Raw genomic sequence first — 24,203 nt, 5'->3', positions numbered from 1 at the left:
GATTTTAGATTTTGAATTTTAGATTTTGGATTGAGGGTGTTTCTTATGGTTTATGTCTTACTCCTAGTGAGCGAAACAAATTTAAAAGTAGCCACTCTCAAATCTCAAGCCGCATTCCTACTAGGGTGCGGTCAATCCAAAATTGTAAATCTCAAATCCAAAATTGATTGACCCCCCCACCAGGAGCAAAGCTAGCATGATTTCTATTCATTCTGTCACTTCGGATGAATACCCCGAGCAGACCAACAACCCAATCAATAGTCATGAAAATCAGCCTGACAAGCCAGAAGAAGCTTGTGGTGTTTTTGGCATCTACGCACCAGCAGAAGACGTTGCTAAACTGACATACTTTGGATTGTATGCCCTTCAGCATCGGGGTCAAGAATCAGCCGGTATTGCCACCTTTGAGGGTACACAAGTACACCTCCACAAAGATATGGGCTTGGTGTCTCAAGTTTTCAATGAATCCATCTTGGATCAATTGCCTGGTAGCCTTGCTGTTGGTCACACACGTTATTCCACCACAGGTTCTAGCCGCAAAGTTAATGCCCAACCCGCAGTGCTGGAAACTCGTTTAGGGTCATTAGCACTAGCACATAACGGCAATTTAGTCAATACGGTGCAATTACGTCAAGAGTTGCTTGAGAAAAAATACAACTTAGTCACAACAACAGACTCAGAAATGATCGCTTTTGCGATCGCCGAAGCGATCAATACTGGTGCAGATTGGTTAGAAGGTGCAATTCAGGCATTTCATCGTTGCCAAGGAGCTTTTAGTTTAGTTATTGGCACTCCTAACGGCGTTATGGGTGTCCGGGATACCAATGGCATTCGCCCCTTAGTAATTGGCACTTTGGCTGGTAATCCAGTCCGTTACGTTTTGGCTTCGGAGACTTGTGGTTTAGACATCATTGGAGCCGAATACCTGCGAGACGTAGAACCAGGTGAATTAGTTTGGATTACTGAAGAAGGTTTGGCTTCGTATCATTGGAGTCAACAGCCCCAGCGGAAATTGTGTATCTTTGAGATGATTTACTTTGCCCGCCCTGATAGCGTCATGCACAATGAGAGTTTGTACAGCTATCGGATGCGGTTAGGACATCAATTAGCTAAAGAATCTTTTGTAGATGCCGATATTGTCTTTGGTGTTCCTGATTCTGGTATCCCTGCTGCCATCGGATTTTCCCAAGCTTCTGGTGTAGCTTACGCCGAAGGACTGATTAAAAATCGCTATGTTGGACGAACCTTTATTCAACCAACCCAAACCATGCGTGAGTCAGGTATCCGCATGAAACTCAACCCTCTCAAAGATGTGCTAGCGGGTAAACGAGTGATCATCGTAGACGACTCGATTGTCCGGGGTACTACCAGCCGTAAACTAGTCAAAACCTTACGTGAGGTAGGTGCAGTAGAAGTACATATGCGAATTTCTTCTCCGCCTGTAACTCATCCCTGCTTCTATGGCATTGATACCGATTCTCAGGATCAGCTGATTGCTGCTACCAAGTCAGTAGCAGAAATTGCCAATCAACTGGAAGTAGATAGCCTCGCCTATCTCAGTTGGGAGGGAATGCTAGAAGCGACACGAGAAGACACTAATAGTTTCTGTTCTGCCTGCTTCACCGGAGATTATCCCGTAGCGATTCCTGAGCAAGTGAAACGTTCTAAGTTGAGTTTAGAAAAGGTAGTAGTGTAAAGGCTTCGACAGACTGAAGTCTGCGGCTAAACAAACCAAGCCCGCCTGCGCGGGCTAAATAAATGCTGTCAATCTCAGGGTTGTTCAATGGTGATGAATTGAATTTACCCATATTGTCTGATTTTACTTGTGCGATCGCACAATTATTTGCTTAAACAATATTAGCAAGCGATGTCTGACGACAAGCCGAGGAAGCGTCTACGCTAATCCATAAATTTAACTGTGCTGCAAAAACTCAACCTTGGGCAATAACGGGTCAGTTACAATACCCACACCGCTAAAACCCCAGCGTTTGAGCAAGTTTCCCAACTGTGTACGCGCAATAGATTCTACAGTAAAGCGATTTGCCACTTCTGCCGCATGGGTGTTGAGATAGCTAAGGGCATCAAAGTTTTCCTGAAACAGCAATAAATAACCTGATGTTTCGGTGTCAGGACGAGCTATGAGATAATTACCGTCAGTTTTTGAGCGCACCAAGTAATAAACTTCGGACAACATGGAGATGAGATGAAGAGAAATGGGGGATGACTAATTGAGATTTTCTAAGCGAATGCGAGGATCGGCGGCTTTTAACATTAAATCGGCGGTTAAATTACCAGCAATCAGCAACACTGCGCCCATTACCAAGCTTGCCATTAACAAATATAAATCTTGAGCTTGTAAAGCCTGTAGAGACAATCTCCCTAAACCGGGCCAGTTGAAGAAATATTCCGCAATGAAGGCACCGCTTAATAAATTAGCTAATTCAAAACCCAATAAGGTAATCAAGGGATTTATCGCATTGCGGAGTGCATGAACGTAGATCACGCGGTTTTCTGGCAGTCCTTTGGCACGAGCCGTTTGGATATAATCTTGACGCAGAACATCCAATAATTCGCCGCGAGTGATGCGTTGTAAACCAGCAAAACTAGTAATTGAGAGGGCGATCGTGGGTAAAATCATGTGCCAACCGATATCTAAAATTCTGCCAAACCACGTCAGTTCTGAGTGATTAATGCTAGTCATACTACCCACTGGGAATAAAGGCGAGGTGAGTTGGGCTAAAACCAGCAGCGCTAAGACAGTGATGAAACTGGGAAAGCCTTGTCCGGCGTAGCTAATCACCTGTAAAATTCGGTCTGATAGCTTATTTTGATTAACAGCAGCAAAAATCCCTAGAGGGATGGCGATCGCCCATGTGACAATTAAAGATGAGATCGCTAATAGCAAAGTCGCTGGTACCCGTTCCCACAACAGCGATGCCACTGAACGTTGATAAATAAAACTCGTGCCAAAATCCCCTTTTGTCAAGATTCGCCATACCCATAGCCAAAATTGCTCTGGCCAAGACTTATCCAGACCAAACTGCCGCTTTATTTCCTCAATTCTTTCTGGAGATATCTTCGGGTTTTGCCGCAGCGTATCTACATAATCCCCTGGAGCGAGTTGAATAATGAAAAACGACAACGCTGACGCCAAAAACAAAGTCAGTAGTGCCTGCAATACCCGCTTTACCACATAAATAAAAGTTTCGCTCGTGACTAGCCTGATTAGCCAATCCCGACCTGTCTCCAAGGAAATTCTTGTAGATGTCATTTGTCCTTTGTGCTTTATCTAATGACCAATGACTAATATTCAATTAGAGAGATAATTGGTACGTCTGGCAAATATTTACGCCCTTCTAAATCCCGTAGCTCGATAATAAACCCAAACCCTACTAGTTCGCAGCCAATTTTCTGTACTAACTTTGCTGTTGCACTCGCAGTTCCACCCGTGGCAATCAAATCGTCCACAATCAAAACTCGGCTACCTTGGTGTAAAGCGTCTTGATGCACTTCCAGGCAGTCTGTACCATACTCTAGTTGATATTCAATTGAATGAACTGCTGCTGGTAACTTACCTTTTTTGCGGACAGGAATAAAACCAGCTCCTAATTTATAAGCCAGAGGTGAGCCAAAAATGAATCCTCTCGACTCCATGCCAATGACATAATCCGTCTTGATACCAGCCTCATAGCATTTTTGTGTTAAAAAGTCAATAGTAAAGCGCAGCCCCTCTGGATCGCGCAGTAGCGTAGTAATATCCCGAAATAAAATTCCGGGCTTGGGGAAATCTGGGATGTCACGAACGAGAGACTTCAAATCCATAAAATAGGGATTGGGGAATGGGACATGGGGCATGGAGCATGGAGAGTGGAGAATGGAGGAGTGAAGGAGCTGGCTTTGCAGAGGAAGAAAGAACTATTGATTATTGACAAATGCCCAATGAGGCCACTTGCTTTAACCGGAGGAACTTCGGCAACGCAGTGACTTTCCAATGCCCAATTTCAGATACCTGAAAAATCGTACACTATAATGTCATACGCTGGGGGTCGAGGCTGAAGCTTCGCCTTTGATTGACGATAATTAGAATCTAAACCAAGCTAGAAAAGGTATAGCACTGATAAATGAGGTGAATTAACTTATGTTTTAAAACTTTGATTTCAATATAGGGAAAACTTTGAGTAGAAAGAGTTAAGTAATGTATATATCAGCTAGTCATACTACTACAAGTCTAATGCTCAAGTCTTGGCTACCGATTTTAAATTTGTTTTACCTAGTCTGTTGGAACCGCACAAGGTATTTATAGAATGAATGTCTCAGCAAGTTTAACGCCGTTCAACAGTTCAACCCAAGAATCACTGCCGATGATTCTGGACACTTTACCAGATCCTGCGATCGCTTCCAAGACGTGTCCTCGGAGAACGCGGTTGCAAATTGACCTAATTTTATTGGCAATTGAAGCTTTAGAGCTTGGTGGTTCTGAAGCAATCCTAACTTTTGCTCAAGAGTTGGATCTTAAAGGAATTGTTAAAGACAGGGTGAATTTATGGCGGATGCGTAGCTCTAACCCGCTACGTAGAGCGCATATGCGCCGTCCTTTAACTATCATGGAAGCAAAAGCTCTAGTGGTCATTGCTTGTTACATAGCGCGGCGTTTAACTGTTGTCATCCGCCAGTTATTAATGATATGTCAACAAATGGAAGAAAAGCAGATTCCATTAGAACAGAATTTGCGCCTATCTAATTACTTAGAACGGTTTAGAGCGCATTTTAAGAGCCGGATGAATGCTCGACGTTCTGGTGTACTGGCATTAAGTTCTGATGAAAAATTAGATCAGCTAGCAATAAATTTGTTAGGACAATTACTATTTTGTACTGGTACAGCTGGAATGCAGCGGTTCTGGATTAGTCTTTTTGACGGTGAAGTGGAATGAATATTCAACGTAAGTACAGTCTACCTAATTGTACACTGCTTTTAGAAGGGTTAAGTGATCTCAGTAGGGCTGCCCACTTCCAGGAAATGCGCCCAGAATTATCAATATTGGTAAATGCAGAATGCTATTTATCTGGTTATAATCAACCCCTAACGGGAGGGCGGGAATTTTTTGAAAGTTTGGTGAGGGCTGTTAGTGGCTATGCCCAAGAATTTTTAAGTAGTGTACCCAATCCCCAAGCACATAACCAGGAATCGGAGCTAGTTGAGTTTCAGAAAGTTGACAGCAACCGACACAGGTTAATTATACATTCAGAAGGTGCTCCAGAGGGGTTCGATCACTCTAACAATTCCAAACGTCCGCCTATTGAAATAGATTTGAATACAGTGCAGTTGTTTGATTTAGTGGAAGCAGTGGATCAGTTTTTTGCTGATACCCAAACTTTACCTGAACTTTCCCTAGAACTACAACCAGTTACCAGACGTTATGGCGGTGCTAGTCAAGCTTTGACCAGGCAGGCTGTTCCTGCTGCTGTGGGTGTGTCAAGTTTAGCAGTAGCAGCGATCGCCTTTAACTTGATTCCACCTCCCCAAATGCGTCCACCGCAGCCTAAACCAGATGAGCAAACTAGCTCTAGAATAAATAATATCACTCCTCCAGCATCAGCTGCTGTAACTCCCATAGCTGCTGCAACGCCCACATCAAAGCCTACAGCTAATGCAAAGCCGGCAGTTAAAGATTTAGAAGCACTTTTAAATACAGTTCCAGAAATTACTGATCCATCCCAACTGCGTGCATTGAATCGTCAAGTGTACAACCAAATTCATCCAGCTTGGACTAATCGCTCAGGATTGCAACAGGATTTGATCTATCGTCTGGGTGTAGCAGCAGATGGAGCGATCGTCGGTTATAAAGCAGTGAATAAAGAGGCGAATCTAGGAGTAGGTCAAACTCCTCTGCCTAATGTACTTTACAATCCAGCTAACCGCGCTCCCATTTCCAATGAACCAATCGCCCAATTTCGAGTAGTCTTTAATACACAAGGGGTACTAGAAGTTAGCCCTTGGCGAGGATATGCGAGGACGCCAGAGGTAGTGGGTGCAAGAATTACTGACTCTAATATAGTCAAAGGTTTAAACCAAAAGCTTTATAGTACAGTTCGGCAAACCTGGAGTGGTACCCCCACCTTTACGCGAGATTTGAAATACCGGGTAGCAGTCAACAAAGATGGTGTAATTGCTGACTATGAACCACTCAACCAAGTTGCCTTTGACTATTTTCGAGAAACACCCCTTCCGAAAATGTTCAACGCTATTTACGGTTCCAATGTAGCAGCTCCCAACAATAAAGAACCTCTCGCCCACTTCCAAGTGATATTTAAGCCTAGCGGCAAACTTGAAGTTATACCTTGGCAGGGATATCAGTAATAGGGCATAGGGCATAGGGCATGGGGCATACATAGGCATTGGGAAGAGAATTAAGTTGCTATTCCCTATTCCCTATGAATTTTAGATAAGCATTGAGCTTGGATAATAGTTCATCAAGAATTGGTTTGAATCTACTTACCTGTTCATTTATCAATAACTGTCTGGCGTAGGCTAACCTCAACCAGCTGATAGTTTCATCCAAAGACCTTCTCGCAATCTTGAAAAAACGTCGATTGTCTTGGTCATTGTACCTACCTCTACCTTCTGCAAGGTTCGCACAAATACTATCAGCAGACCGAACAATTTGCTTGCCCAGTGTATCTTTAGTGAAATTGTCCCATCCTTTAACAACATGCCAAATTTCATTAGCTAGCTTTTAGGCGAGTTGATAAACTTTTAAGTCCTCAAAATCAGGTCTTATCACAAAAACCCATTGATCATTTATTGATCAATAGTTCCTAATTGCCAATGCCTAATGCCCCATACCCGTTTACCGAGTAATTCTTTGCATATAATTTCCCCATAACTGAGCTGCTTGAGCACTGCTACCAGATGTAGGGGAATTATTGTCGTTTCCCAGCCAAACACCAGTTACAAGCCGCCGACTGGGGATAAAACCGATGAACCATAAATCAACGTTTTTATCTGTTGTGCCTGTTTTCCCAGCTTCCCCCAGTCCAATGGCAGCACTACGACCAGTACCTCTTGTGATGACGCCGCGCATCAAACTAGTCATTTCATCGGCTACACCATTTGGCAGTACTCGTTTGTTGGCATCCGTATTTTGGTCGAAGGAATAGATGACACGGCAGGTTTTGATATCATTGCGATCGCGGCAATCACCACTATCTAAAATTCGGTTAATCGCATGGGGAGGATTCGACACACCACGATTGCCAATAGCGCCAAAAGCACCAGTCATTTCCAAAACATTGACCACACTTTGACCTAGTACCAAGCCAGGAACCGGATTAAGGGTTGACTTTATTCCCAAATTCTGTGCCATTCCCACCACTTTATTCAGCCCAATTTCTCTGGCAACTCGTAGGGCGATCGGATTTTCTGAAAGAGCAAGCCCCGTGGCAATATCTAAACTAGTGTCAGCACCAGCACGACAGGGTTTGTAAGTAAAGCCTTGCCAAGTTAAAGGGGCGCAAGAATAACTCTTGGATGCTGGAATCCCCTGTTGAATAGCGGCCGTATAAGTAAAGATTTTAAAGGTAGAACCTGGTTGTCTTTTGGCTTGAACAGCGCGATTGAACTGACTTTTTTTGTAATCAGTCCCCCCCACCATTGCCAAAATGCTGCCAGTACTGGAGTCAAGAGTGACTAGCGCTCCTTGAGAAAAATTAAAACTTCTACCACCATTGTTGACTGAATTTCGCAACGCTGATTCTGCTTTGCTCTGAATCGCTGGATCAAGCTGGGTTTCAATGATATAATTCCCTTCCTTTGCGGCTCCCTCCCCCAAGATTGATTCAAGTTCAGAGAAGACGTAACTGTAAAAATAAGGAGCGATCGTCTTAGCTTGCTGTTCACAAACTTTAGGACTAACTTGAACAGTGGAGCGTCTGGCTCGGTTCGCATCTTCAGGTTTAATTTTGCCCATTTCCAGTAACCGCTTAATCACGCGATTCCGGTATTCAGATGCTTGTAGCTTATTTGGCCCATCCCCACAAAAATCGAAAGCATTGGGAGCTGGTAAAATTCCTACCAATGTTGCTGCTTCTGCCAAAGTTAATTGTTTAGCCGATTTCTCAAAGTAATACCGGGATGCATCTTCAAAGCCAGAGGTATCTCCCCCCAAAAAAACCCGATTTAAGTACATCAGCAAAATTTCATCTTTGCTATAAAAGGTTTCTAACTTCAGGGCGACAACTGCCTCCCGCAATTTGCGTCCAAGGGTATCCTGTCTGCCTACATACTCGCGGAACAAACTGCGGGCAACTTGCTGGGTAACAGTGCTGGCTCCTTGTTGCACATCTCCGCTACGGCTATTAATCAACACGGCTCGTAAAATCCCTAGAGGGTCAACACCAAAGTGCCAGTAATAACGACTATCCTCTGAAGCCACCACCGCAGCAGGCAAATAAGGGCCAAATTCCTCTAATCGCTTTATATCTACGTGAGAGATAGTTCGAGGCTCTCTTAGCGGGGTGGCTCCATCACGAGCGTAAACAACTACTGGGGCGCGTGTAGCTGTAGGTAGAGGTTTAACTGAAAATTTCAGCCATTCAACGCCAATCACTAACGCTAACAGGGCACTGACACCACCGACACCATAAGCTGTCCAACTTGCAGCTTTGACATACCAGGCTGGTGGATCGACGTATTGCAACCGCACAGAAGCGGCAAGTTCTGGAGGACCCAGTGTGAAAATATCGCCGTGACGTAGTTCCAAGGAATTGACACGACGCTTGCCACGATAAATGCCATTGGTGGAGTTTTCATCTTTGATAATGAAAACTGGTGTACGCTGAGTAGAATTCCGCGATAGCGATAAGTGAATTTGGCTGACAACAGGGTTACGGATGACGATATCGCTGGATTTAGAGCTACGACCTAGAATATAGCGATCGCCCAACAGTGGATATACCTCTGCCTTATCCGCCCCCGCATCCTGCACCCAAAGTTCCGGTACCTTGGCATTAGGCTTGAGCGCCAATTTGGAAAAATCGACCCTAGCTTGAATCGTATGTACTGCTTGAGTCAGTTGACCTAGTAACGTTTGTGGCTTGTGGGGGGGTTGGGGTGAACTCATCGGCTATTCACATCACACTTTTTAGTGAAGAATCGGGCGAATTACAATTTAGATGTTAGTCTTTCATCATTTTACTCATAAGCCAAAGCATAAATTAGCTATACGGAACTTTTTGCGCTATTTTATACTTTATTTTACTTTTAATTTTAAATTAATTTGTTATTTTTATCACTTATCTCCAGAGGCAGAAGTTTTTTATCTATTCTAAAAGACTTGTTTTATCTACTATTACTAGTTCAATAACTACAAAAATATTTTTTAATCTTGTATTTTTAAACACTAGTCATTAAAAAACAAGAGATTTAATTTTTACCGATTTTACATATCCACATATTCTGAAACAAACCTAAATATCTTCATTTAGGAAGATTTTCTAAATCTTATTGTCTGTTTTAATGGGCCGAGTGTTCCGTTGAGGTGAATTTTAGAATGATGGGAAAATCTCTGAGCCTGATTGGTACAGCTCTATCTTTGGCTCTCACCACTAATATTGCCGTAGCCGAATCTAGTAAATCCCCCATAGCCCAATCCAGTAGCGACTCTACTAGTGCACCAACGGAAATCAAGATGTCGCCAGAAGGGATGAAAATTCTGTGCGAGTATTTTCCGCTCAATTCCCGCTGTCCCGGCGGCACAGCAGTCGTCCCTAGTAGCGCTCCTAGTAGCACTACAGCTCCTGCAGAAACCACGCCCAGTAGCACCACTACTACTCCAGATAGTACAACTGCACCAGGAACCAGACCAGGAACCAGAACACCACGTGGATCTAGCACTCCCGAAAGCACTCCAGGATCAGGAACCGTTACCCCATCTGAACCTGGCAACTTAACTCCAGGATCAGGAACCGTTACCCCATCTGAACCTGGCTCTCCTGGTAGTCCTACCGAACCAGGAACCCTTACCCCAGCTCAACCTGGCTCTCCTGGCAACTTAACTCCAGCACCAGGAAGCATTACCCCACCTGGATCTAGCACTCCTGGTAGCAGTACCGTACCAGGAAACCCAACTTCACCTGAGTCTGGCACTACTGAAATCAATCCCGAACCAGGAAGCTCAACAACTCCACCTGAGTCTGGTACTCCTGGCAGCACTACCGAACCAGGATCTCCCAGTACTCCAAGTTCGCCAAAAACTCCTACCACAGGCAATTAAATTAAAATCTGGGGCATAATCTGAATACTAGTTTGTCATTAGCGATCGCCGCTGCATCTTGACCTCTTGCACCAGTTATGCGAACTGGTGTAAGATGACAAACCATAATTGCTGCAACCTATAGATAAAGTCTTGGCATATAGGACTGAGCAAGGATTTCTGTAATCAATAGCCTGGGATTAATCATCCCAGGCTTAATAGTTTAATGCGGCCTGCCAGTTGAAGTCGGTGTTTTTTGCAAGGAAGCAATTAACAGGCAAACAATACCAATACTAATAAATGAATCTGCCACATTAAATACAGCAAAGTTAATCAGGCGAAAATCCAGAAAATCAACGACATAGCCTAAAACAAAGCGATCAATACCGTTGCCCATAGCTCCACCTAAAATCAAGCCATAGCCTAACTGATCCCACAAATTTAACATTGGACTAAATAAGGCCAAGGCTATCAATACTAAACTCACTCCTAAAGATAGCCAGCGCAACCACTCTACTTTCCCACTTAACAGACTAAAAGCGGCACCAGTGTTAGTGACATAGGTGAAGTGAAATATCCCAGGTAAAAGTGGTAATGTCTGCCCCAAGCTAAAGGTTTGCACCACCCAGTATTTTGTTATTTGGTCTAAGAAAAAAGCTATGAAGGCAGCGATCCAGAAAAGGCGATTTTTTAAACGCATGAAACTAGGGACTAGGGACTAGGGACTAAGTAGTAAGGTATAGGGATTAGAAAAATTTTAAATTTCTAGCCCCTTTATAACTAATAAAACATTAAGTGACGCAATACATATGCTATTACGGTAACGGCACAGACTACACTTAATTGCCCTGGTAGTGCAAACCAGGAGTATCTGAGGATTGCTTGCATTAATGGTAGATTTTCTGTACCTTTCCACTGAAAAATATAGCTAATAATTAAATAAGTAATACCCCATAGGTGGAGAGTTAATAAGCCACAGATGCAACTAAAGGCGAGAGTTTCTAGTCGAGGTCTAGCTTTAAAGGCGAAGAAACCACAAATCCAAGCTCCAGGAATAAAACCTAGTAGATAACCAAACTGAGATAGCTTAACATAACCAAGACCACCTCCATCGGCAAATACAGGTAATAAGGTTAACCCCATCACTAAATAGGCAATTTGCGAGAGCGCACCGGCATTTTTGCCCCCTAAACAACCCACCAACAGTACTGCGCCAATTTGAAAAGTGACACCTAAAGAAAAAGTCTGAATTCCGTGCTTACTCCAATTCCAAGGTAAGGTAATGCCATAAGCTTCTAGGAAGGTGCTACCCATTGTCAGGAGTAAGCCAATCATGGACCATAGTAATTGATTGGAAGCAGCAAACATTTATCAGACAACCGGGGAAAGGCAAAAGAGAAAACCAACAGCAACTAATATGTTCATTAGTATTGAAATGAAATTTGTACTGACACTTCTAAGAGGATGTTTTAAAAGTATTATTGCTAACATCAAATTTTCAGAAACCTAGCCCTGTGAGCAGTCCTTCCCTACAAGGTAATGAGGGTTTAAAAGCCTCTCTCCACTTCTGTTAGAGGAATGGAAGTGGGGTTTTTGGTATACTCTACGACTTTTAAAACATCCTCTAAGAATTAGCATATTTTTTTTTGCCTTTTTGGTATGTAACTTTTCAGTTCTGCGAATTATGGCTTAGGTGTCTATAGCTGTAATTTTATTGACTGAAGCGTAGTCTGATTATAGTATTTGACTTAATAGGTGTTAAGATTAGCAAAATTTAGGATTTAAACTAAGTTTTTAGATTCAGCGCCAAATTCTGCTACAAAGTGTTAAAGATAATTCCTTAATTCACTATTTTTTAGCGATCGCCCCGCCTCCTCTCTATAAAAATAGGCAATTTATTATTTTATGCTTTCTCTAAACAGTAAGTTCACTGGCTAAACTTAGATTGTTTAGTTATGACTTTAAGTTTGTTTAGGCTGATAAACACAAACAAATTTCATAAATTCCCAAATTGAAGTTTTTAATGATACCACACTTACATATTTTTTTATGAATTGACCAATAAATTTACATTATTTATAGAGTTTTGTAAATATCTGTAACAAAATTACTGTGGTACTCTTTGTAACGGATAACTAAAGCAGCAGTATTAATTTTATCAAGCAAAAGTAGAAACGAGTGCTTGTTCTTCATCAAAAAAAACAAGCACTTTTTTGCTTTATTAACCTAACCTTTACCTTAACCATTATCCTTTAGGGGTATCCTTAGAAGCGCTTACCTGCAAAGTTACTCAAATTGATAGCGATGCCCTCACGTCTTAGTGTAATGAAAATTCATCGCCTCACAGGTTCAATTTCAGTGTTAGCACTGACAATCAGCCTAGCTGCATGTGGCGGACAGCAAAACTCAGATAATACAGCCACCAAGGACACACCTTCTGGTACTGCTACAGATACTACTGCCTCCAGCCCAACCAAATTAGATTTGGGTGGAAATATAAAATTAAGCGGGGCTGGTGCGTCTTTTCCAGCACCACTGTATGATACATGGTTTACGGATCTAAATAAAAAATATCCAAATCTGCAAGTTGACTATGCCTCAGTTGGTAGCGGTGCTGGAGTTGAGCAATTTATCAAAGGGACTGTAGACTTTGGTGCCAGCGATGTTGCCATGAAGGATGAAGAAATCCAGAAGGTGCCAGCAGATAGAGGCGTTATTTTACTACCTGTAACTGCTGGTAGCATCGTGCTAGCTTACAACTTGCCAGATGTTGCAGAACTAAAACTACCACGAGCCGTTTACGCCGATATTTTACTAGGCAAAATCAAGTCTTGGGATGATCCCCAAATTGCCAAGGCTAACCCAGGTGCAAAGCTTCCTAAACTGCCAATCACAGTTGTTTATCGTTCAGATGGTAGCGGAACAACAGGTGTGTTTACAAAACACCTCAGCGCTGTTAGCCCGGAGTGGAAGACTAAAGTTGGTGAAGGCAAAACTGTCAACTGGCCTACGGGAGTTGGTGCTAAGGGGAATGAGGGTGTCACTGCCCAAATTCAACAAACACAAGGTTCTATCGGTTATGTCGAGTATGGCTATGCCAAACAAAATAGTCTCAAGTTTGCTGCTTTGGAAAACAAAGGCGGTAAGTTTATTGTAGCTAGTGAGGAGTCAGCCTCTAAAACTCTGGCATCAGTAACTCTACCCCCTGATCTCCGCGTCTTCATTACCGATCCAGAAGGGGCTGATTCCTATCCTATCGTCACTTACACCTGGATTTTGGCTTACAAGAAATATCCCAATGCGGCAAAAGCTAAGGCAGTTGAAGCTGCGATCGAATACGCCTTAACCGATGGTCAAAAGCAGGCTACTACACTAGGATATATTCCTCTACCCGATAACGTGATTACAAAGGTGGCTGCTGCTGCCGATCAAATTAGTCCAGATTATAAAATTGCTGTCGGTAGTGGCACTAGGGCTAGCAAGTAGCCACAGTCAAGACATGAGGTATTCCTAGACAATAATTTTTAGGCTGCTTACTAGACTATAAGCATTCGTAAATTGAAACTCTGTGTTACCAGTGTCTCAGTTTCAAAAAACGATGAAGCAACAATTTTATTGATCTGGTTGCCTCCTACATTTTCTTCTGATTTAATTGTGAAAGTCGGTAGTCATGACTACAAATTCTCAAAACATTTCATCAGCGACAAAAAATCGCTCTGATGTAGAAAAATCTCTAGATCAGGGTTTTATTTGGCTTACTAAAATTTTCGCCTTTGGGGTTGCTGCCACTTTATTATGGATTGGCTTGCAGGTTGCAATTGCTTCTTGGCCTGCCATCCAAAAGTTTGGGGCTAGCTTTTTAGCTAACACGACTTGGAACCCAGTTAATGATAGCTATGGGGTGCTACCTCAAATTTATGGAACTCTCTTGAGTTCTTTTATTGGTCTGTTGATAGCTGTACCGATAGGGGTTGGTACGGCTATTGTACTAAGTGAGGATTTTTTACCTGCAAAAGTCAAGTTGGTACTGGTTTTTGCGGTAGAACTGCTCGCAGCTATTCCCAGCGTCGTTTACGGCGTCTGGGGTATTTTTGTTTTAGTGCCTATCTTAACTAACTTGGGAAAATGGCTCAATAGTTACTTTGGCTGGATACCATTTTTTAGTACCTCCCCTACAGGGCCAGGAATGTTGCCGGCGGGAGTCATATTAGCAATTATGACTTTGCCCATCATCACAGCCCTATCACGCGATGCCTTGATTTCTATACCCCCCAGTTTGCGTCAAGCCGCCGTAGGACTAGGAGCAACCAGATGGGAAACGATTTTGCAAATTCTGGTTCCAGCAGCCTTTTCAGGGATAGTTAGTGCTGTGATGTTGGCACTCGGTCGGGCAATGGGAGAAACAATGGCTGTAACAATGTTGATTGGTAATTCCAACAACATTAGTATCTCACTGTTAGCACCAGGCAATACGATTTCTTCTCTACTAGCAAATCAATTTTCAGAAGCTAGTGGTTTGCAAGTTTCGGCTTTAATGTACGCTGCTTTAGTTCTATTCTTCTTGACCCTGGTAGTAAATATCATGGCCGAGTTTATCGTTCTAAGAGTCAAGCGACTGTAGCTTAGTTTTGGGTTGAATTATGACTTCTAGTTTTCCAGAGCGCAGTCTAACTCGCGCTCCCATGTCTCAAAGAACACTGTTTAATACAGTAATGACCGTAATCGCATTTATCTGTGGGGTATTGGCACTTGTGCCTTTGATAGCAGTGCTTTCTTACGTCATTATTCAAGGCTTTAGCAGTTTAAGTCCCAGCGTCTTTTTTGAACTGCCACCCAAAGCTCTACAGCAGGGAGGAGGGTTTGGTAATGCAATCTTGGGCACACTATTAATGGTAGGAATTGCTGCGGTGATTAGTATCCCGTTTGGTATTTTAGCGGCGATTTACATCACAGAATTTAGCTCCGCCCAAGTAGCGAGAGGGGTACGTTTTGCGGCTAACGTGCTGAGTGGAGTTCCGTCAATTATTGCTGGGGTATTTGCCTATGGCATTGTAGTTTTGACACTGGTAAAGTTAAACTTAGGATCATATTCTGCTCTAGGTGGAGGGTTTGCACTGGCAATTTTGATGTTGCCAATTATTGTCCGAACCACTGATGAAGCCTTGCAGTTAGTATCGCAAGATTTGCGACAAGCATCTGTAGGGTTAGGAGCAACTAACTTTCAAACAGTAACACAAGTAGTGTTGCCAGCAGCCTTACCTGCAATTGTAACAGGGGCAACACTAGCGATCGCCAGAGCATCTGGAGAAACCGCACCTTTACTATTTACCGCTCTTTTTTCCAATTTTTGGCCTGGTAGCTTATTTGAACCCACAGCTTCCCTTGCTGTTTTGGTTTACAAATACGCTATTTCTCCGTTTAAAAATTGGCAATCACTAGCTTGGGCAGCATCTTTGATTTTGGTATTGATGGTTCTAATCACAAGTATCATCGCCCGCTGGGCAACTCGTAAGAAAGCTTAGTGAAATAGCAATTTACATGGCGGATTTGTATCGTTAAAACTAATACTGCACTTAATTTATGGCTACCAATGTTAGCACAGTGAATGATACTCAAACCGTTTTACGCACCGAAAACCTCAACGTTTACTACGGCAAATTTTTAGCCTTGCAGAATATTTGGCTAGATATACCGAAAAATCAGGTGACAGCCTTTATTGGCCCTTCTGGTTGTGGTAAAAGTACATTGTTGCGATGCTATAACCGCCTTAATGACCTGATTGAGTCATTTCGGGCAGAAGGTAAAATACTTTTTTACGATAAAAACTTGTATGCATCCGATATTGATCCTGTAGAAGTGCGTCGCAGAATTGGGATGGTCTTTCAAAGACCAAACCCGTTTCCAAAATCAATTTATGACAATATTGCTTTTGGAGCCAAAATCAACGGCTACAAAGGTAATATGGATGAATTGGTAGAACGGAGTTTGCGGCAAGCGGCTTTGTGGGACGAAGTAAAAGATAAACTGCGACAAAGTGGCTCGTCTTTATCAGGTGGACAACAACAGAGGTTATGTATTGCAAGAGCGATCGCAGTCCAACCTGAAGTTATATTAATGGATGAACCTTGCTCTGCCCTCGACCCCATTTCCACGTTACGGGTTGAAGAACTTATTCACCAACTTAAAGAGCAATATACAATCGTTATCGTCACCCATAATATGCAGCAAGCAGCGCGAGTTTCTGATAAAACAGCCTTTTTTAATGTTAAAACTACAGAAACTGGAGGTCGTAACGGGTACATGGTAGAGTACGACGCAACAGAACTAATTTTCAACAATCCTCAGCAGCAAGATACTAAAGATTACGTTAGCGGCAGATTTGGATAAATAGATAAATATTTCTATTGTTGATGTGAGAGCAATGAGGGATACTCGGAAATTAAAGCTGTGCGATATTCCTCTATTTTTTATTTGTTTACCAATTATGGCTATTTCTTGGTAAAGAAAAGCAATAATTAAGCTATTTAACATCAGACTTGCATTGACTGGGCAGATTAGACACCCGATCAAAAATAGCCCGACACACAATGCAGTATTAGGTTGGCTTGCCTTGCTATTTATTATCTACCTGTAGGTATTGTGATAACTACATAAGTAGTTAGGCGAAATTAAATATAAAATTTTTGCCCCTTGTCTAATTAAAATTTCAGGTGGATTAATGCACTTAAGAGCTTTTTATAAGCGGGCGGCGGGAATCGAACCCGCATTAATAGCTTGGAAGGCTATAGTTTTACCACTAAACTACGCCCGCAAAATTCCAACCCTATAAATATAACACAGTTTTTGCAAAAATTGAAGCATTTAGTTGGAATTTGCAGGTTGGATTTTGATCCATACATACAGATTGCTCAAATCTGGTTTTGTGCCATCGTTGTTGTGAGCGGCAAGAAAGTTTTCTGTTTTGAAAACTTCGTTGAGAATTCGCTCATATGTGCTTTTTTCACTTTGTGATGTTGCTGGTTCTATTTCTATGACTAAAGCCTGTTGAAAGTTGCCCTTGTTATCAATTACTAAGCTAGCAAGGAGCTGTGCAGGCTTAACTTTGGAATCGCTGGGGAGAAAACTTGAGTCCAATTGTTTTGTGTTGCTTCCTCTGTATAAAGCGATAACGTCTGGTAAAGCATCTTGTCGTAATCTTCCTGATTGTATTAAGTTACTGACTTTATCTCTAAGCAAAGGAGCTACTATTGCTACCGATGCTCCCCCAGTCGGAGTTGCTGGAGTTTCTCTAGTTCGAGTTGGTAGAGTTTCTCTAGTCGGAGTTGCTGGAGTTTCCCTAGTTCGAGTTGATGGAGTTTCTTTAGTCGGAGTTGCTGGAGTTTCTCTAGTTCGAGTTGATGGAGTTTCTTTAATCGGAGTTGCGGGAGTTTCCCTAGTTCGAGTTGATGGAGTTTCTTTAGTCGGAGTTGCTGGAGTTTCCTGAGTGGGGGTGCGTGGCGGAGTTTCTCTGTTTTCAGCTTCCGAAACTGGTGAATTTGATGGAATACCTGTTGATAGTGGTGTTCCCTTTCCCAGTTTGATTTCTTGACGGCGGTTCCAAGGTAGACTACCGACTAGAACTGTAGGTTTCGGTGTGGCTATAGGTGTAGGTTTCGGTGCAGATGTAGGTTTTGGTGTGGCTGTAAGAACTCTCTGCTGCCTAAAGGGTCGGCTATTAGATTGAAAGGTGTAAGTTCGGCTCTTTTGCTGGAGATTCTCAGCAGAATTTATTGCGCCAAAATCTTGATTTCTGGGCGTAGTTCGTGCTGTTTGTAGTGAACGTGCTGGTACAGACTTTTGAGTTGAGGATAGTAGCTTTGGCGAAACAGTTTTTGCTGTTGATTTTGATTTGGTTATTGATTTTGTTTTGGGAGCAATGTCTATCAATTCAATAGGAACAACAGATTGACTTTGCTGGGGAAACCACAAACTAAATGCATTAGATGAGCGCATTAGCCAGAACGCCAGCAAGTGCAGAGAGACTGAACCTATAACGACAGAAATCCATAAACCTGGTGGGTCAGTGTGTCGCCTCCAGACCTTGGCTGAAATTGGAGTTGTGTCTGCAACCGATGGTATCATATTATATAAACTGGATATGATTAGGCACTCTTACTCATTGGTAATGCTTTAAAATACCAGTCTAAATTTTAGCGATTAACCATTATCTCTGGTGTAACAGCGAAAGTCAAAACTGTTTCATCTACTCCTTTAAGTTCTAGCGGACTACCTTTAGTAATTTCTTCTTCCTGCAAATAATCTGCCACGGCAGCAGAAACCAGGATCGTACCGGGAAGGGCAGCAGCTTGTAACCTTGCAGCAATATTCACACTTGGACCAATGGCTGTATAATCAGCACGTTCAGCACTACCAAACATTCCCACAACAGCTGTACCTTGATGGATACCGCACCGGAACTGGACGTTAGTAAGTTTATCGCCATCAAATACACCTTGGTCTCGCCAGCGCTGGTTCAAGTCAGCCAGTGAGCGGTGCATTGCTCTTGCTGTATTGATGGCACGACGCACCTGTTCATTAGGAGTTAGTTCTTCCGGCGCTCCGTATAAAGCTAAGATAGCATCTCCCATAAATTTATCTACAGTACCGCCATTGCCAAACACAACCTTAGTCATGGCTTCTAAATATTCATTTAGCAACTCTGCTACTCGCCGGGATCTGAGGGTATTTGCTAGCTGTGTAAAACCCACAATGTCACTAAACAAAACTGTAATTAAGCGTGGTTCTGGGCGCAAATCTAACGTTAAATCTCCGGTTGCGGCTTTTTGCACCAATACAGTCGGCAAAAAGCGCTTTAGCACCGATTCTGTTAGATAAGTATTTAACTCCACGATTCGTCGTTCATTTTCTTTCAATGCTAAAAGATTCCGAACTTCCGCTAAAAGTTCCCGATCATTGAATGGTTTTGCTAAATAAGCATCCGCCCCATGTTCTGTACCTTCGATGCGGGTTTCCTCGTCAACTTTCGCTGTCAGCAGAATGATTGGTGTTCCTTTCAACTTCTCCTCATGGCGGATCATCTGAATCATCTCAAGTCCGCTCACCAAGGGCATCATTAAGTCAGTCACAATCAAGCTGGGTATAATTTCCCTAGCTATCCCATACCCTTCATAACCATTACGAGCTGTCTGTACATGATAGCCATTGCGGCGGAAAATTTCAGATACATAGGTTCGCAAATCCGGGTTATCATCTACAACTAGAATTGAGGACCCAGCCGTATGCAGGGGTTCCCCCTGTTGAGCGGTCTGGCGTTGCTGAGTCTTAAGTGCTGAGTCTTGAGTATCAATACTGGGCGAGAAGTTTCTTGTAATATCTTCAATATTGTCTGTTGTTGAGTCTACCAGTTCTAAATCAGCCAATTCTACGCTAGCGCGGCTCGTGTTCAGTTCGGTAGGCGTTTCTAGTACTTGCGGTGCGGGTAAATGAGCATTTCCAGTAACAAGCCATAAACTAAAGGTAGTGCCTTCGCCATAAACTGATTCTACAGTGACTTCACCACCATGTAATTCTACCAATTCTTTAACTAAAGCTAAACCCAAACCACTGCCTTCATAGGATCGGTTTGCTGAACCTTCAGCTTGGCGGAAGCGCTCAAATAGGTGAGGAATTTGTTCTTTAACAATGCCAATACCAGTGTCTTGTACTTGCAGTATGCAACGGTCATTTTCAGATTTTAGTCTAATGCTGATCGTGCCACCTTCAGGAGTGAACTTCATGGCATTTGACAGGAGGTTGTAAACCACCTTGTCAAATTTTTCCATATCTAAGTACACCGTAGAACATTCATCTAACTGAGTGACTAAATGCAGTCCCTTTTTCTCACAGTAGGGACGAAAAGATTCAACAATTTGACTGACAAATTCGACTATATCGCAAGGGCGGAAACTAGGCTGCATTCTCCCCGCATCCAGGCGTTGTAAATCTAGCAATTGATTTACCAGTCGCAGCAGGCGACGGGAGTTACGCAGGGCGATCGCACTTTGGGAGTGAGATAATCCTTCACCAGCCGCCACCGCCGACTCTAAAGGCCCTTGAATCAAGGTAATAGGAGTGCGAAACTCGTGGGAAATATTTTGGAAAAATTCGGTTTTTTGTTTATCTAGTTCCAGTAAGCGTTCAGCTTGTTGACGAGTTTTTTGATATAAGTGTGACTGCTGCACAGCGATCGCTGCTTGAGCTGCTACTGCTTTCGCCAAATTGATATCAGATGACAGCCATCTACGGACTTTGTTACCTTCATGCAAAGTAATACTACCGATACATTTACCATCAGCCAATAATGGCACAAACATTAGCGATCGCGCTGGCATTTTTAAAGGTAAATCAAAACCGTTCACTTGTGAGGGAGAATGACCCACATTACCAATTACCACTGGTTCATGTGTCTGTAGCATTTGTTGGAGGATTGGATTCTCCTGTATAGATGCATGAGAGTAGGGTAATCTCTGAGTTAATAGGTTATTATTATTTAAATTTTTCTCTGGGGCTAGCAATGCATGCGGCGAGCTGTGCCTACGCAAATTTTCCGGCTGTTGAAAACTGTCATACAAGCCCACACACTGGACAAATTCATCTTCCTCTGTCCACAAAGACAGGACACAGCCATCGACTTGTAAGGCTTGCCCCAATTGCTGGGTAATAGCCGCAAAAATATCTTGAGGGTCTAAGCTAGAGCGAATCGCGCTAGTAATCGTATTAATTAGGGCTTCTCGCTTGGCAAGAGCACGTACTTGTTCGTAAGCATAAGCTTGAGACAAAGCTAAAGCTGCCTGATCCGCTACCATCAACACTAGCTGCACCTCATCATCCCCCCAAAAGCGAGGCAGAGAACACTGGTGCAGTGCCAGTACTGCCATCAGTTCTTGTTGGCAGATCAATGGCACAACTAAACTAGAACAAATGTTAGCAGCAGCAAAAGCTGCCCCACGTTGGCGCAGTTCGGGAGTTTTACCGTGAATGCGCTCATCATCGATCACATCGTGAATTACCTGGACTTCGCGGGTTTCCCACACCGTTTGAGCCAGGAGGGAGGACGGAGGGATAGGAGGAGAGGGAGATGGGGGGACAAGAGGAAAATTGATTTGCTGATCTCCGTGTCCCCATATCCCCGTGTCCCCGTGTTCTTTTTCTTCCAGAGCCTTCTGATAAATAAATCCTTTATCCGCCAACTGCTCATCTTGGAAGGGACGCAACAGGCAGACATCCACCTCCAACATATGGCCTACTGTATCTACAATTGCCTGTAAAATTTGGCGATAGTCTAAAGCACTGCGAATCGTATTTGTGACGGTATTTAGCAGTGATTCTTGCCGGAGTGTGCGGGTAAGTTCGCGGGTGCGGGCTTTTAGGACATTGTGGGTATCCAAAGCTTGGCGTACCACTGCTTTGAGTTCCTCGGCTTCCCACGGTTTAGTGACATATTTAAATACCTTACCAGCGTTGATTGCTTCCACCAGGTCTTCGACATCGGTGTAGCCAGTTAAAATAATCCTGATAATATCTGGATATTGAGTTGCTGTTAGGCTCAAAAATTCTGTACCGCTCATCATCGGCATCCGCTGATCGGAGATGATCACTGCGACTTCTCCCTCTTGAGCCAGCAGATCGAGTGCCGCAGGGCCAGAGGCTGCCCTCAGCACCTTATAGTCGCGATAGAAAGTGCGGTAAAGCAAGTCAAGGTTGTCTGGTTCATCATCGACAACCAAAATTTTAGGCTTACTGTTTGCTTGGGATTTCATGCACCGCTTTCCTGCTGCAACGGCAGTCGGATAAAGAATAATCTGATCAGGTAAGGATTTTTCTGAGTCAGGTAAGAGCAGAGCATTTCGACCGATAAGGCTCTTTGGCTACATGACTGCTGAGTGTAGGAGCGTTTACTCACAGTAATTTGTCTCAATGGCTTATGCCGATTACCGTTTGCTTTGGTGCAATGTAATTGCTTTCATGGTCAGTTTTAGGGTTACAGAGTCGATGCTTGCTTGCCAAATCTTCCTTTACCTCCTGTGAGCAATCTCTGATACTACATACAGCACTCATAGCTAGCTGAAAAATCCAGATGAAGCTGCATATTAAGTTTTCCCTTCCCAGGAGTTGTACTAACACTTGCAGGTAAATTTTATTTATGGTAGTCATGGTAAAGTCAGCAAAATTAAAATAATAAGATTTAAAGCTAAAGTATACTATTAGACAAATATCTCTTTCCAATTTAGCAATCAGAACTATCATTAAGACAAGTGATAGTGGTTGAAAAGTTGGATATTAGGAATTAGGGAACCTTGCAGATTCTTACCCCAATTACTGTACAGCCTGTTCCTATGATTCAGTAGCAAAGTCGTGTTAGTGTAGCGGCAATTGTAAAAATGAGTTCGGTACTGCAACCAAGGGTGGTTTGAAACCAGAGTTTGCCGTTGGTGTACTTACCTAACAATTTTGTAGATCCTGCCTACCGACAGGTTATGCTATTTCTCTGCCCATTCACCTCAACCTCTACCACTTTACAGATGTTTTTGTGGTAAACAGGCTGATATCCTCTCTAGCTAAAGCGAGGGATGCACTTGAACCAACTGAACTTAAAATTGTAGATTTATGAAGCTGTAACTTCTAAGACTCTTTCAAAAATACAGGCTATAAAGCCTTAAACTAAAGTGTAAAACTTTGTCGGCTCCAAAAGCAAAAGCGAATTAGCAATCTTAAGTCAGTTCAATCTCCTGGGCAGATATAAAGTTTTTATTCAGTTTAAATGGTGTTTGAGGATATTTGAGAAAACTTTCGTTGAATAAAATCAATCCTAAACTAGCCTTGAAATATCGGTTTTTTCATCCATACCAGCAACAGCCAATCAATCCAGCTTGCTGCCAATTTCAAATTCGTACAGCTATACCTGCTGATTTGATCGGTGTTGCCCAAATTATTGCTGAAAGCTTTCACTCCCAACAGGGTATGTGGGGATGGGCTTTCCCATTGCTACGTCTGGGTATTTACGAAGACTTAAGGCATCGCATGGCATCACCTTTGCCGCGTCATATTTGTTTAGTTGCCTTTGAAGCTACTACTGGTGCGGCTAATAACTTAGTGGGAAGTGTGGAACTGGGTGTACGTTACAGTGATTCGTGGAGCCAGGTCGGCATGGGTTTTCCTTACTTATCTAATTTAGCGGTTCACCCAAAATTCCGTAGACATGGTGTAGCTTCGGGCTTACTGACTAGCTGTGAAAAAGTCTCTCGCGAGTGGGGATTTGAAGACTTATATCTCCACGTTTTGGAAAATAACCATCAAGCAAGGCAACTTTATTTCAAGCTGGGATATCGGGTGCATAAAGTCGAATCGAATTGGAATACATTTTTCCTAAGACGTTCAAGCCAGATGTTATTGCACAAGCATCTGAGTGATGATTCCACTATTTGAATTTTATTTTGCTATAAATTTTGATGTTGTAATTACTTGGGATAAAATATATCACCAATATAGACGCTCAAAGTACAAAATAACCTAATTTAAAACTCAGCCATATTAGCTAAATAGTTAGATGTGTATAGCTTTGGTGAATTTTTATCAGGATATTTTCTTTAGACTTTTTACAGATATTCCCATTCGTCATTTTAATAAAAGTGGAACTTTTAAAAACTCCACTTAAATGATTAAATGTTAAGTTTTGACCTTTTTAATTCGTCATTAAACAAAAAAGAAAGTATTTTCGACTATTTTATATATATAGATAAATTATAATGGAAATAGCGGTAAAATTACCCTTAGGAAATCAGCAATAACTCATAATAACTTTGTAATTCAGATATTCATCTTTATAAAAACTTTAATAAAACACTTGTAGAGTTTACAGACAAATATAGTTATATCTCATAAAATATAATCACTCAATTACTAAATAATGCCTAT

At 42.5% G+C, this 24,203-nt stretch carries 17 protein-coding genes, 1 tRNA gene and 1 pseudogene; 9 read left to right on the top strand and 10 right to left on the bottom strand.

What is annotated here, in order from left to right; translation table 11 throughout:
* The first annotated feature begins 196 nt into the window (after window positions 1-196).
* A complete protein-coding gene (purF, locus tag V7K21_RS02450) occupies window positions 197-1,696 on the top strand; it encodes an amidophosphoribosyltransferase (RefSeq protein WP_335171227.1) in 1,500 nt (499 codons plus the stop codon).
* 216 nt (window positions 1,697-1,912) lie between these two features.
* On the opposite strand, the gene V7K21_RS02445 is transcribed toward purF, so the two are convergent.
* From V7K21_RS02445 to V7K21_RS02435, 3 genes are read right to left on the bottom strand one after another with little or no spacing between them, the layout of a single operon-like run.
* Entirely contained in the window at window positions 1,913-2,194 is a 282-nt protein-coding gene (locus V7K21_RS02445; RefSeq protein ID WP_292832379.1) for a hypothetical protein, read from the bottom strand.
* A gap of 30 nt (window positions 2,195-2,224) precedes the next feature.
* Window positions 2,225-3,271 (bottom strand): ABC transporter permease, encoded by a 1,047-nt coding sequence (locus tag V7K21_RS02440; protein WP_335171226.1) that lies wholly within the window; start codon window positions 3,269-3,271, stop codon window positions 2,225-2,227.
* A 32-nt stretch (window positions 3,272-3,303) separates the two neighbouring features.
* Window positions 3,304-3,822 (bottom strand): adenine phosphoribosyltransferase, encoded by a 519-nt coding sequence (locus tag V7K21_RS02435; protein ID WP_335171225.1) that lies wholly within the window; start codon window positions 3,820-3,822, stop codon window positions 3,304-3,306.
* A 482-nt stretch (window positions 3,823-4,304) separates the two neighbouring features.
* Here V7K21_RS02435 and V7K21_RS02430 point away from each other — a divergent pair, with 482 nt between their 5' ends.
* Both V7K21_RS02430 and V7K21_RS02425 read left to right on the top strand, forming a co-directional pair.
* On the top strand, window positions 4,305-4,931 hold the full coding sequence (locus tag V7K21_RS02430) for a DUF3038 domain-containing protein (RefSeq protein ID WP_334964448.1): 627 nt from the start codon (window positions 4,305-4,307) through the stop codon (window positions 4,929-4,931).
* Window positions 4,928-6,358 (top strand): DUF4335 domain-containing protein, encoded by a 1,431-nt coding sequence (locus V7K21_RS02425; protein WP_335171224.1) that lies wholly within the window; start codon window positions 4,928-4,930, stop codon window positions 6,356-6,358. The genes V7K21_RS02430 and V7K21_RS02425 overlap by 4 nt, the downstream gene beginning before the upstream one ends.
* A gap of 58 nt (window positions 6,359-6,416) precedes the next feature.
* On the opposite strand, the pseudogene V7K21_RS02420 reads toward V7K21_RS02425, so the two are convergent.
* Window positions 6,417-6,722, bottom strand: a pseudogene (locus tag V7K21_RS02420) (four helix bundle protein); the annotation flags it as partial.
* Window positions 6,723-6,848: 126 nt separating this feature from the next.
* A complete protein-coding gene (locus V7K21_RS02415; RefSeq protein ID WP_335171222.1) occupies window positions 6,849-9,119 on the bottom strand; it encodes a transglycosylase domain-containing protein in 2,271 nt (756 codons plus the stop codon).
* Between the two features lie 429 nt (window positions 9,120-9,548).
* Here V7K21_RS02415 and V7K21_RS02410 point away from each other — a divergent pair, with 429 nt between their 5' ends.
* Entirely contained in the window at window positions 9,549-10,271 is a 723-nt protein-coding gene (locus tag V7K21_RS02410) for a hypothetical protein (protein WP_335171221.1), read from the top strand.
* Window positions 10,272-10,473: 202 nt separating this feature from the next.
* On the opposite strand, the gene lspA is transcribed toward V7K21_RS02410, so the two are convergent.
* Together lspA and V7K21_RS02400 are read right to left on the bottom strand one after the other, a co-directional pair.
* Window positions 10,474-10,950 carry a signal peptidase II gene (lspA, locus tag V7K21_RS02405; protein ID WP_273767335.1) on the bottom strand — a complete coding sequence of 159 codons (477 nt, stop codon included), beginning with the start codon at window positions 10,948-10,950 and terminating at the stop codon, window positions 10,474-10,476.
* Between the two features lie 80 nt (window positions 10,951-11,030).
* A complete protein-coding gene (locus V7K21_RS02400; protein ID WP_335171220.1) occupies window positions 11,031-11,618 on the bottom strand; it encodes a biotin transporter BioY in 588 nt (195 codons plus the stop codon).
* 936 nt (window positions 11,619-12,554) lie between these two features.
* Between V7K21_RS02400 and pstS the strand changes: the two genes are divergently transcribed.
* The 4 genes from pstS to pstB all read left to right on the top strand — a co-directional run bounded on the left by pstS (window position 12,555) and on the right by pstB (window position 16,637).
* Complete coding sequence (gene pstS / locus V7K21_RS02395; RefSeq protein ID WP_335171219.1) at window positions 12,555-13,736, top strand: phosphate ABC transporter substrate-binding protein PstS; 1,182 nt, start codon at window positions 12,555-12,557, stop codon at window positions 13,734-13,736.
* A 184-nt stretch (window positions 13,737-13,920) separates the two neighbouring features.
* Window positions 13,921-14,871 carry a phosphate ABC transporter permease subunit PstC gene (gene pstC / locus V7K21_RS02390; protein ID WP_335135563.1) on the top strand — a complete coding sequence of 317 codons (951 nt, stop codon included), beginning with the start codon at window positions 13,921-13,923 and terminating at the stop codon, window positions 14,869-14,871.
* A gap of 19 nt (window positions 14,872-14,890) precedes the next feature.
* Window positions 14,891-15,772: a phosphate ABC transporter permease PstA gene (pstA, locus tag V7K21_RS02385; protein ID WP_335135561.1), complete on the top strand. Its 882-nt coding sequence runs from the start codon at window positions 14,891-14,893 to the stop codon at window positions 15,770-15,772.
* A gap of 58 nt (window positions 15,773-15,830) precedes the next feature.
* A complete protein-coding gene (gene pstB, locus V7K21_RS02380; RefSeq protein ID WP_334794310.1) occupies window positions 15,831-16,637 on the top strand; it encodes a phosphate ABC transporter ATP-binding protein PstB in 807 nt (268 codons plus the stop codon).
* Between the two features lie 353 nt (window positions 16,638-16,990).
* Here pstB and V7K21_RS02375 read toward each other — a convergent pair.
* The 3 genes from V7K21_RS02375 to V7K21_RS02365 all read right to left on the bottom strand — a co-directional run bounded on the left by V7K21_RS02375 (window position 16,991) and on the right by V7K21_RS02365 (window position 22,048).
* Window positions 16,991-17,061: transfer RNA gene (locus tag V7K21_RS02375), tRNA-Gly, on the bottom strand.
* 50 nt (window positions 17,062-17,111) lie between these two features.
* Window positions 17,112-18,371 (bottom strand): hypothetical protein, encoded by a 1,260-nt coding sequence (locus V7K21_RS02370; RefSeq protein ID WP_335171218.1) that lies wholly within the window; start codon window positions 18,369-18,371, stop codon window positions 17,112-17,114.
* 68 nt (window positions 18,372-18,439) lie between these two features.
* Window positions 18,440-22,048, bottom strand: a complete 3,609-nt coding sequence (locus tag V7K21_RS02365; protein ID WP_335171217.1) for a response regulator — start codon at window positions 22,046-22,048, stop codon at window positions 18,440-18,442.
* Window positions 22,049-23,081: 1,033 nt separating this feature from the next.
* On the opposite strand from V7K21_RS02365, the gene V7K21_RS02360 reads away from it, so the two are divergent.
* Window positions 23,082-23,714, top strand: coding sequence for a GNAT family N-acetyltransferase (locus tag V7K21_RS02360; protein WP_335171216.1), 633 nt, complete (start codon window positions 23,082-23,084; stop codon window positions 23,712-23,714).
* Window positions 23,715-24,203: the final 489 nt, after the last annotated feature.

This window comes from Nostoc sp. (assembly GCF_036919595.1).
Lineage (GTDB): Bacteria > Cyanobacteriota > Cyanobacteriia > Cyanobacteriales > Nostocaceae > Nostoc.
Note: the sequence above shows the minus strand (reverse complement) of the source record. Positions and strands in the feature narration are given on the sequence as shown.

Excerpts from the sequence above, each read along its gene's own strand:
- V7K21_RS02415 (WP_335171222.1), bottom strand. The coding sequence starts at position 9,119 with ATGAGTTCACCCCAACCCCCCCACAAGCCACAAACGTTACTAGGTCAA.
- pstC (WP_335135563.1), top strand. The coding sequence starts at position 13,921 with ATGACTACAAATTCTCAAAACATTTCATCAGCGACAAAAAATCGCTCT.
- pstA (WP_335135561.1), top strand. The coding sequence starts at position 14,891 with ATGACTTCTAGTTTTCCAGAGCGCAGTCTAACTCGCGCTCCCATGTCT.
- V7K21_RS02400 (WP_335171220.1), bottom strand. The coding sequence starts at position 11,618 with ATGTTTGCTGCTTCCAATCAATTACTATGGTCCATGATTGGCTTACTC.
- V7K21_RS02445 (WP_292832379.1), bottom strand. The coding sequence starts at position 2,194 with ATGTTGTCCGAAGTTTATTACTTGGTGCGCTCAAAAACTGACGGTAAT.
- V7K21_RS02425 (WP_335171224.1), top strand. The coding sequence starts at position 4,928 with ATGAATATTCAACGTAAGTACAGTCTACCTAATTGTACACTGCTTTTA.
- V7K21_RS02365 (WP_335171217.1), bottom strand. The coding sequence starts at position 22,048 with ATGAAATCCCAAGCAAACAGTAAGCCTAAAATTTTGGTTGTCGATGAT.
- V7K21_RS02435 (WP_335171225.1), bottom strand. The coding sequence starts at position 3,822 with ATGGATTTGAAGTCTCTCGTTCGTGACATCCCAGATTTCCCCAAGCCC.
- V7K21_RS02410 (WP_335171221.1), top strand. The coding sequence starts at position 9,549 with ATGATGGGAAAATCTCTGAGCCTGATTGGTACAGCTCTATCTTTGGCT.
- purF (WP_335171227.1), top strand. The coding sequence starts at position 197 with ATGATTTCTATTCATTCTGTCACTTCGGATGAATACCCCGAGCAGACC.
- V7K21_RS02370 (WP_335171218.1), bottom strand. The coding sequence starts at position 18,371 with ATGATACCATCGGTTGCAGACACAACTCCAATTTCAGCCAAGGTCTGG.
- lspA (WP_273767335.1), bottom strand. The coding sequence starts at position 10,950 with ATGCGTTTAAAAAATCGCCTTTTCTGGATCGCTGCCTTCATAGCTTTT.
- pstB (WP_334794310.1), top strand. The coding sequence starts at position 15,831 with ATGGCTACCAATGTTAGCACAGTGAATGATACTCAAACCGTTTTACGC.
- pstS (WP_335171219.1), top strand. The coding sequence starts at position 12,555 with ATGCCCTCACGTCTTAGTGTAATGAAAATTCATCGCCTCACAGGTTCA.
- V7K21_RS02440 (WP_335171226.1), bottom strand. The coding sequence starts at position 3,271 with ATGACATCTACAAGAATTTCCTTGGAGACAGGTCGGGATTGGCTAATC.
- V7K21_RS02430 (WP_334964448.1), top strand. The coding sequence starts at position 4,305 with ATGAATGTCTCAGCAAGTTTAACGCCGTTCAACAGTTCAACCCAAGAA.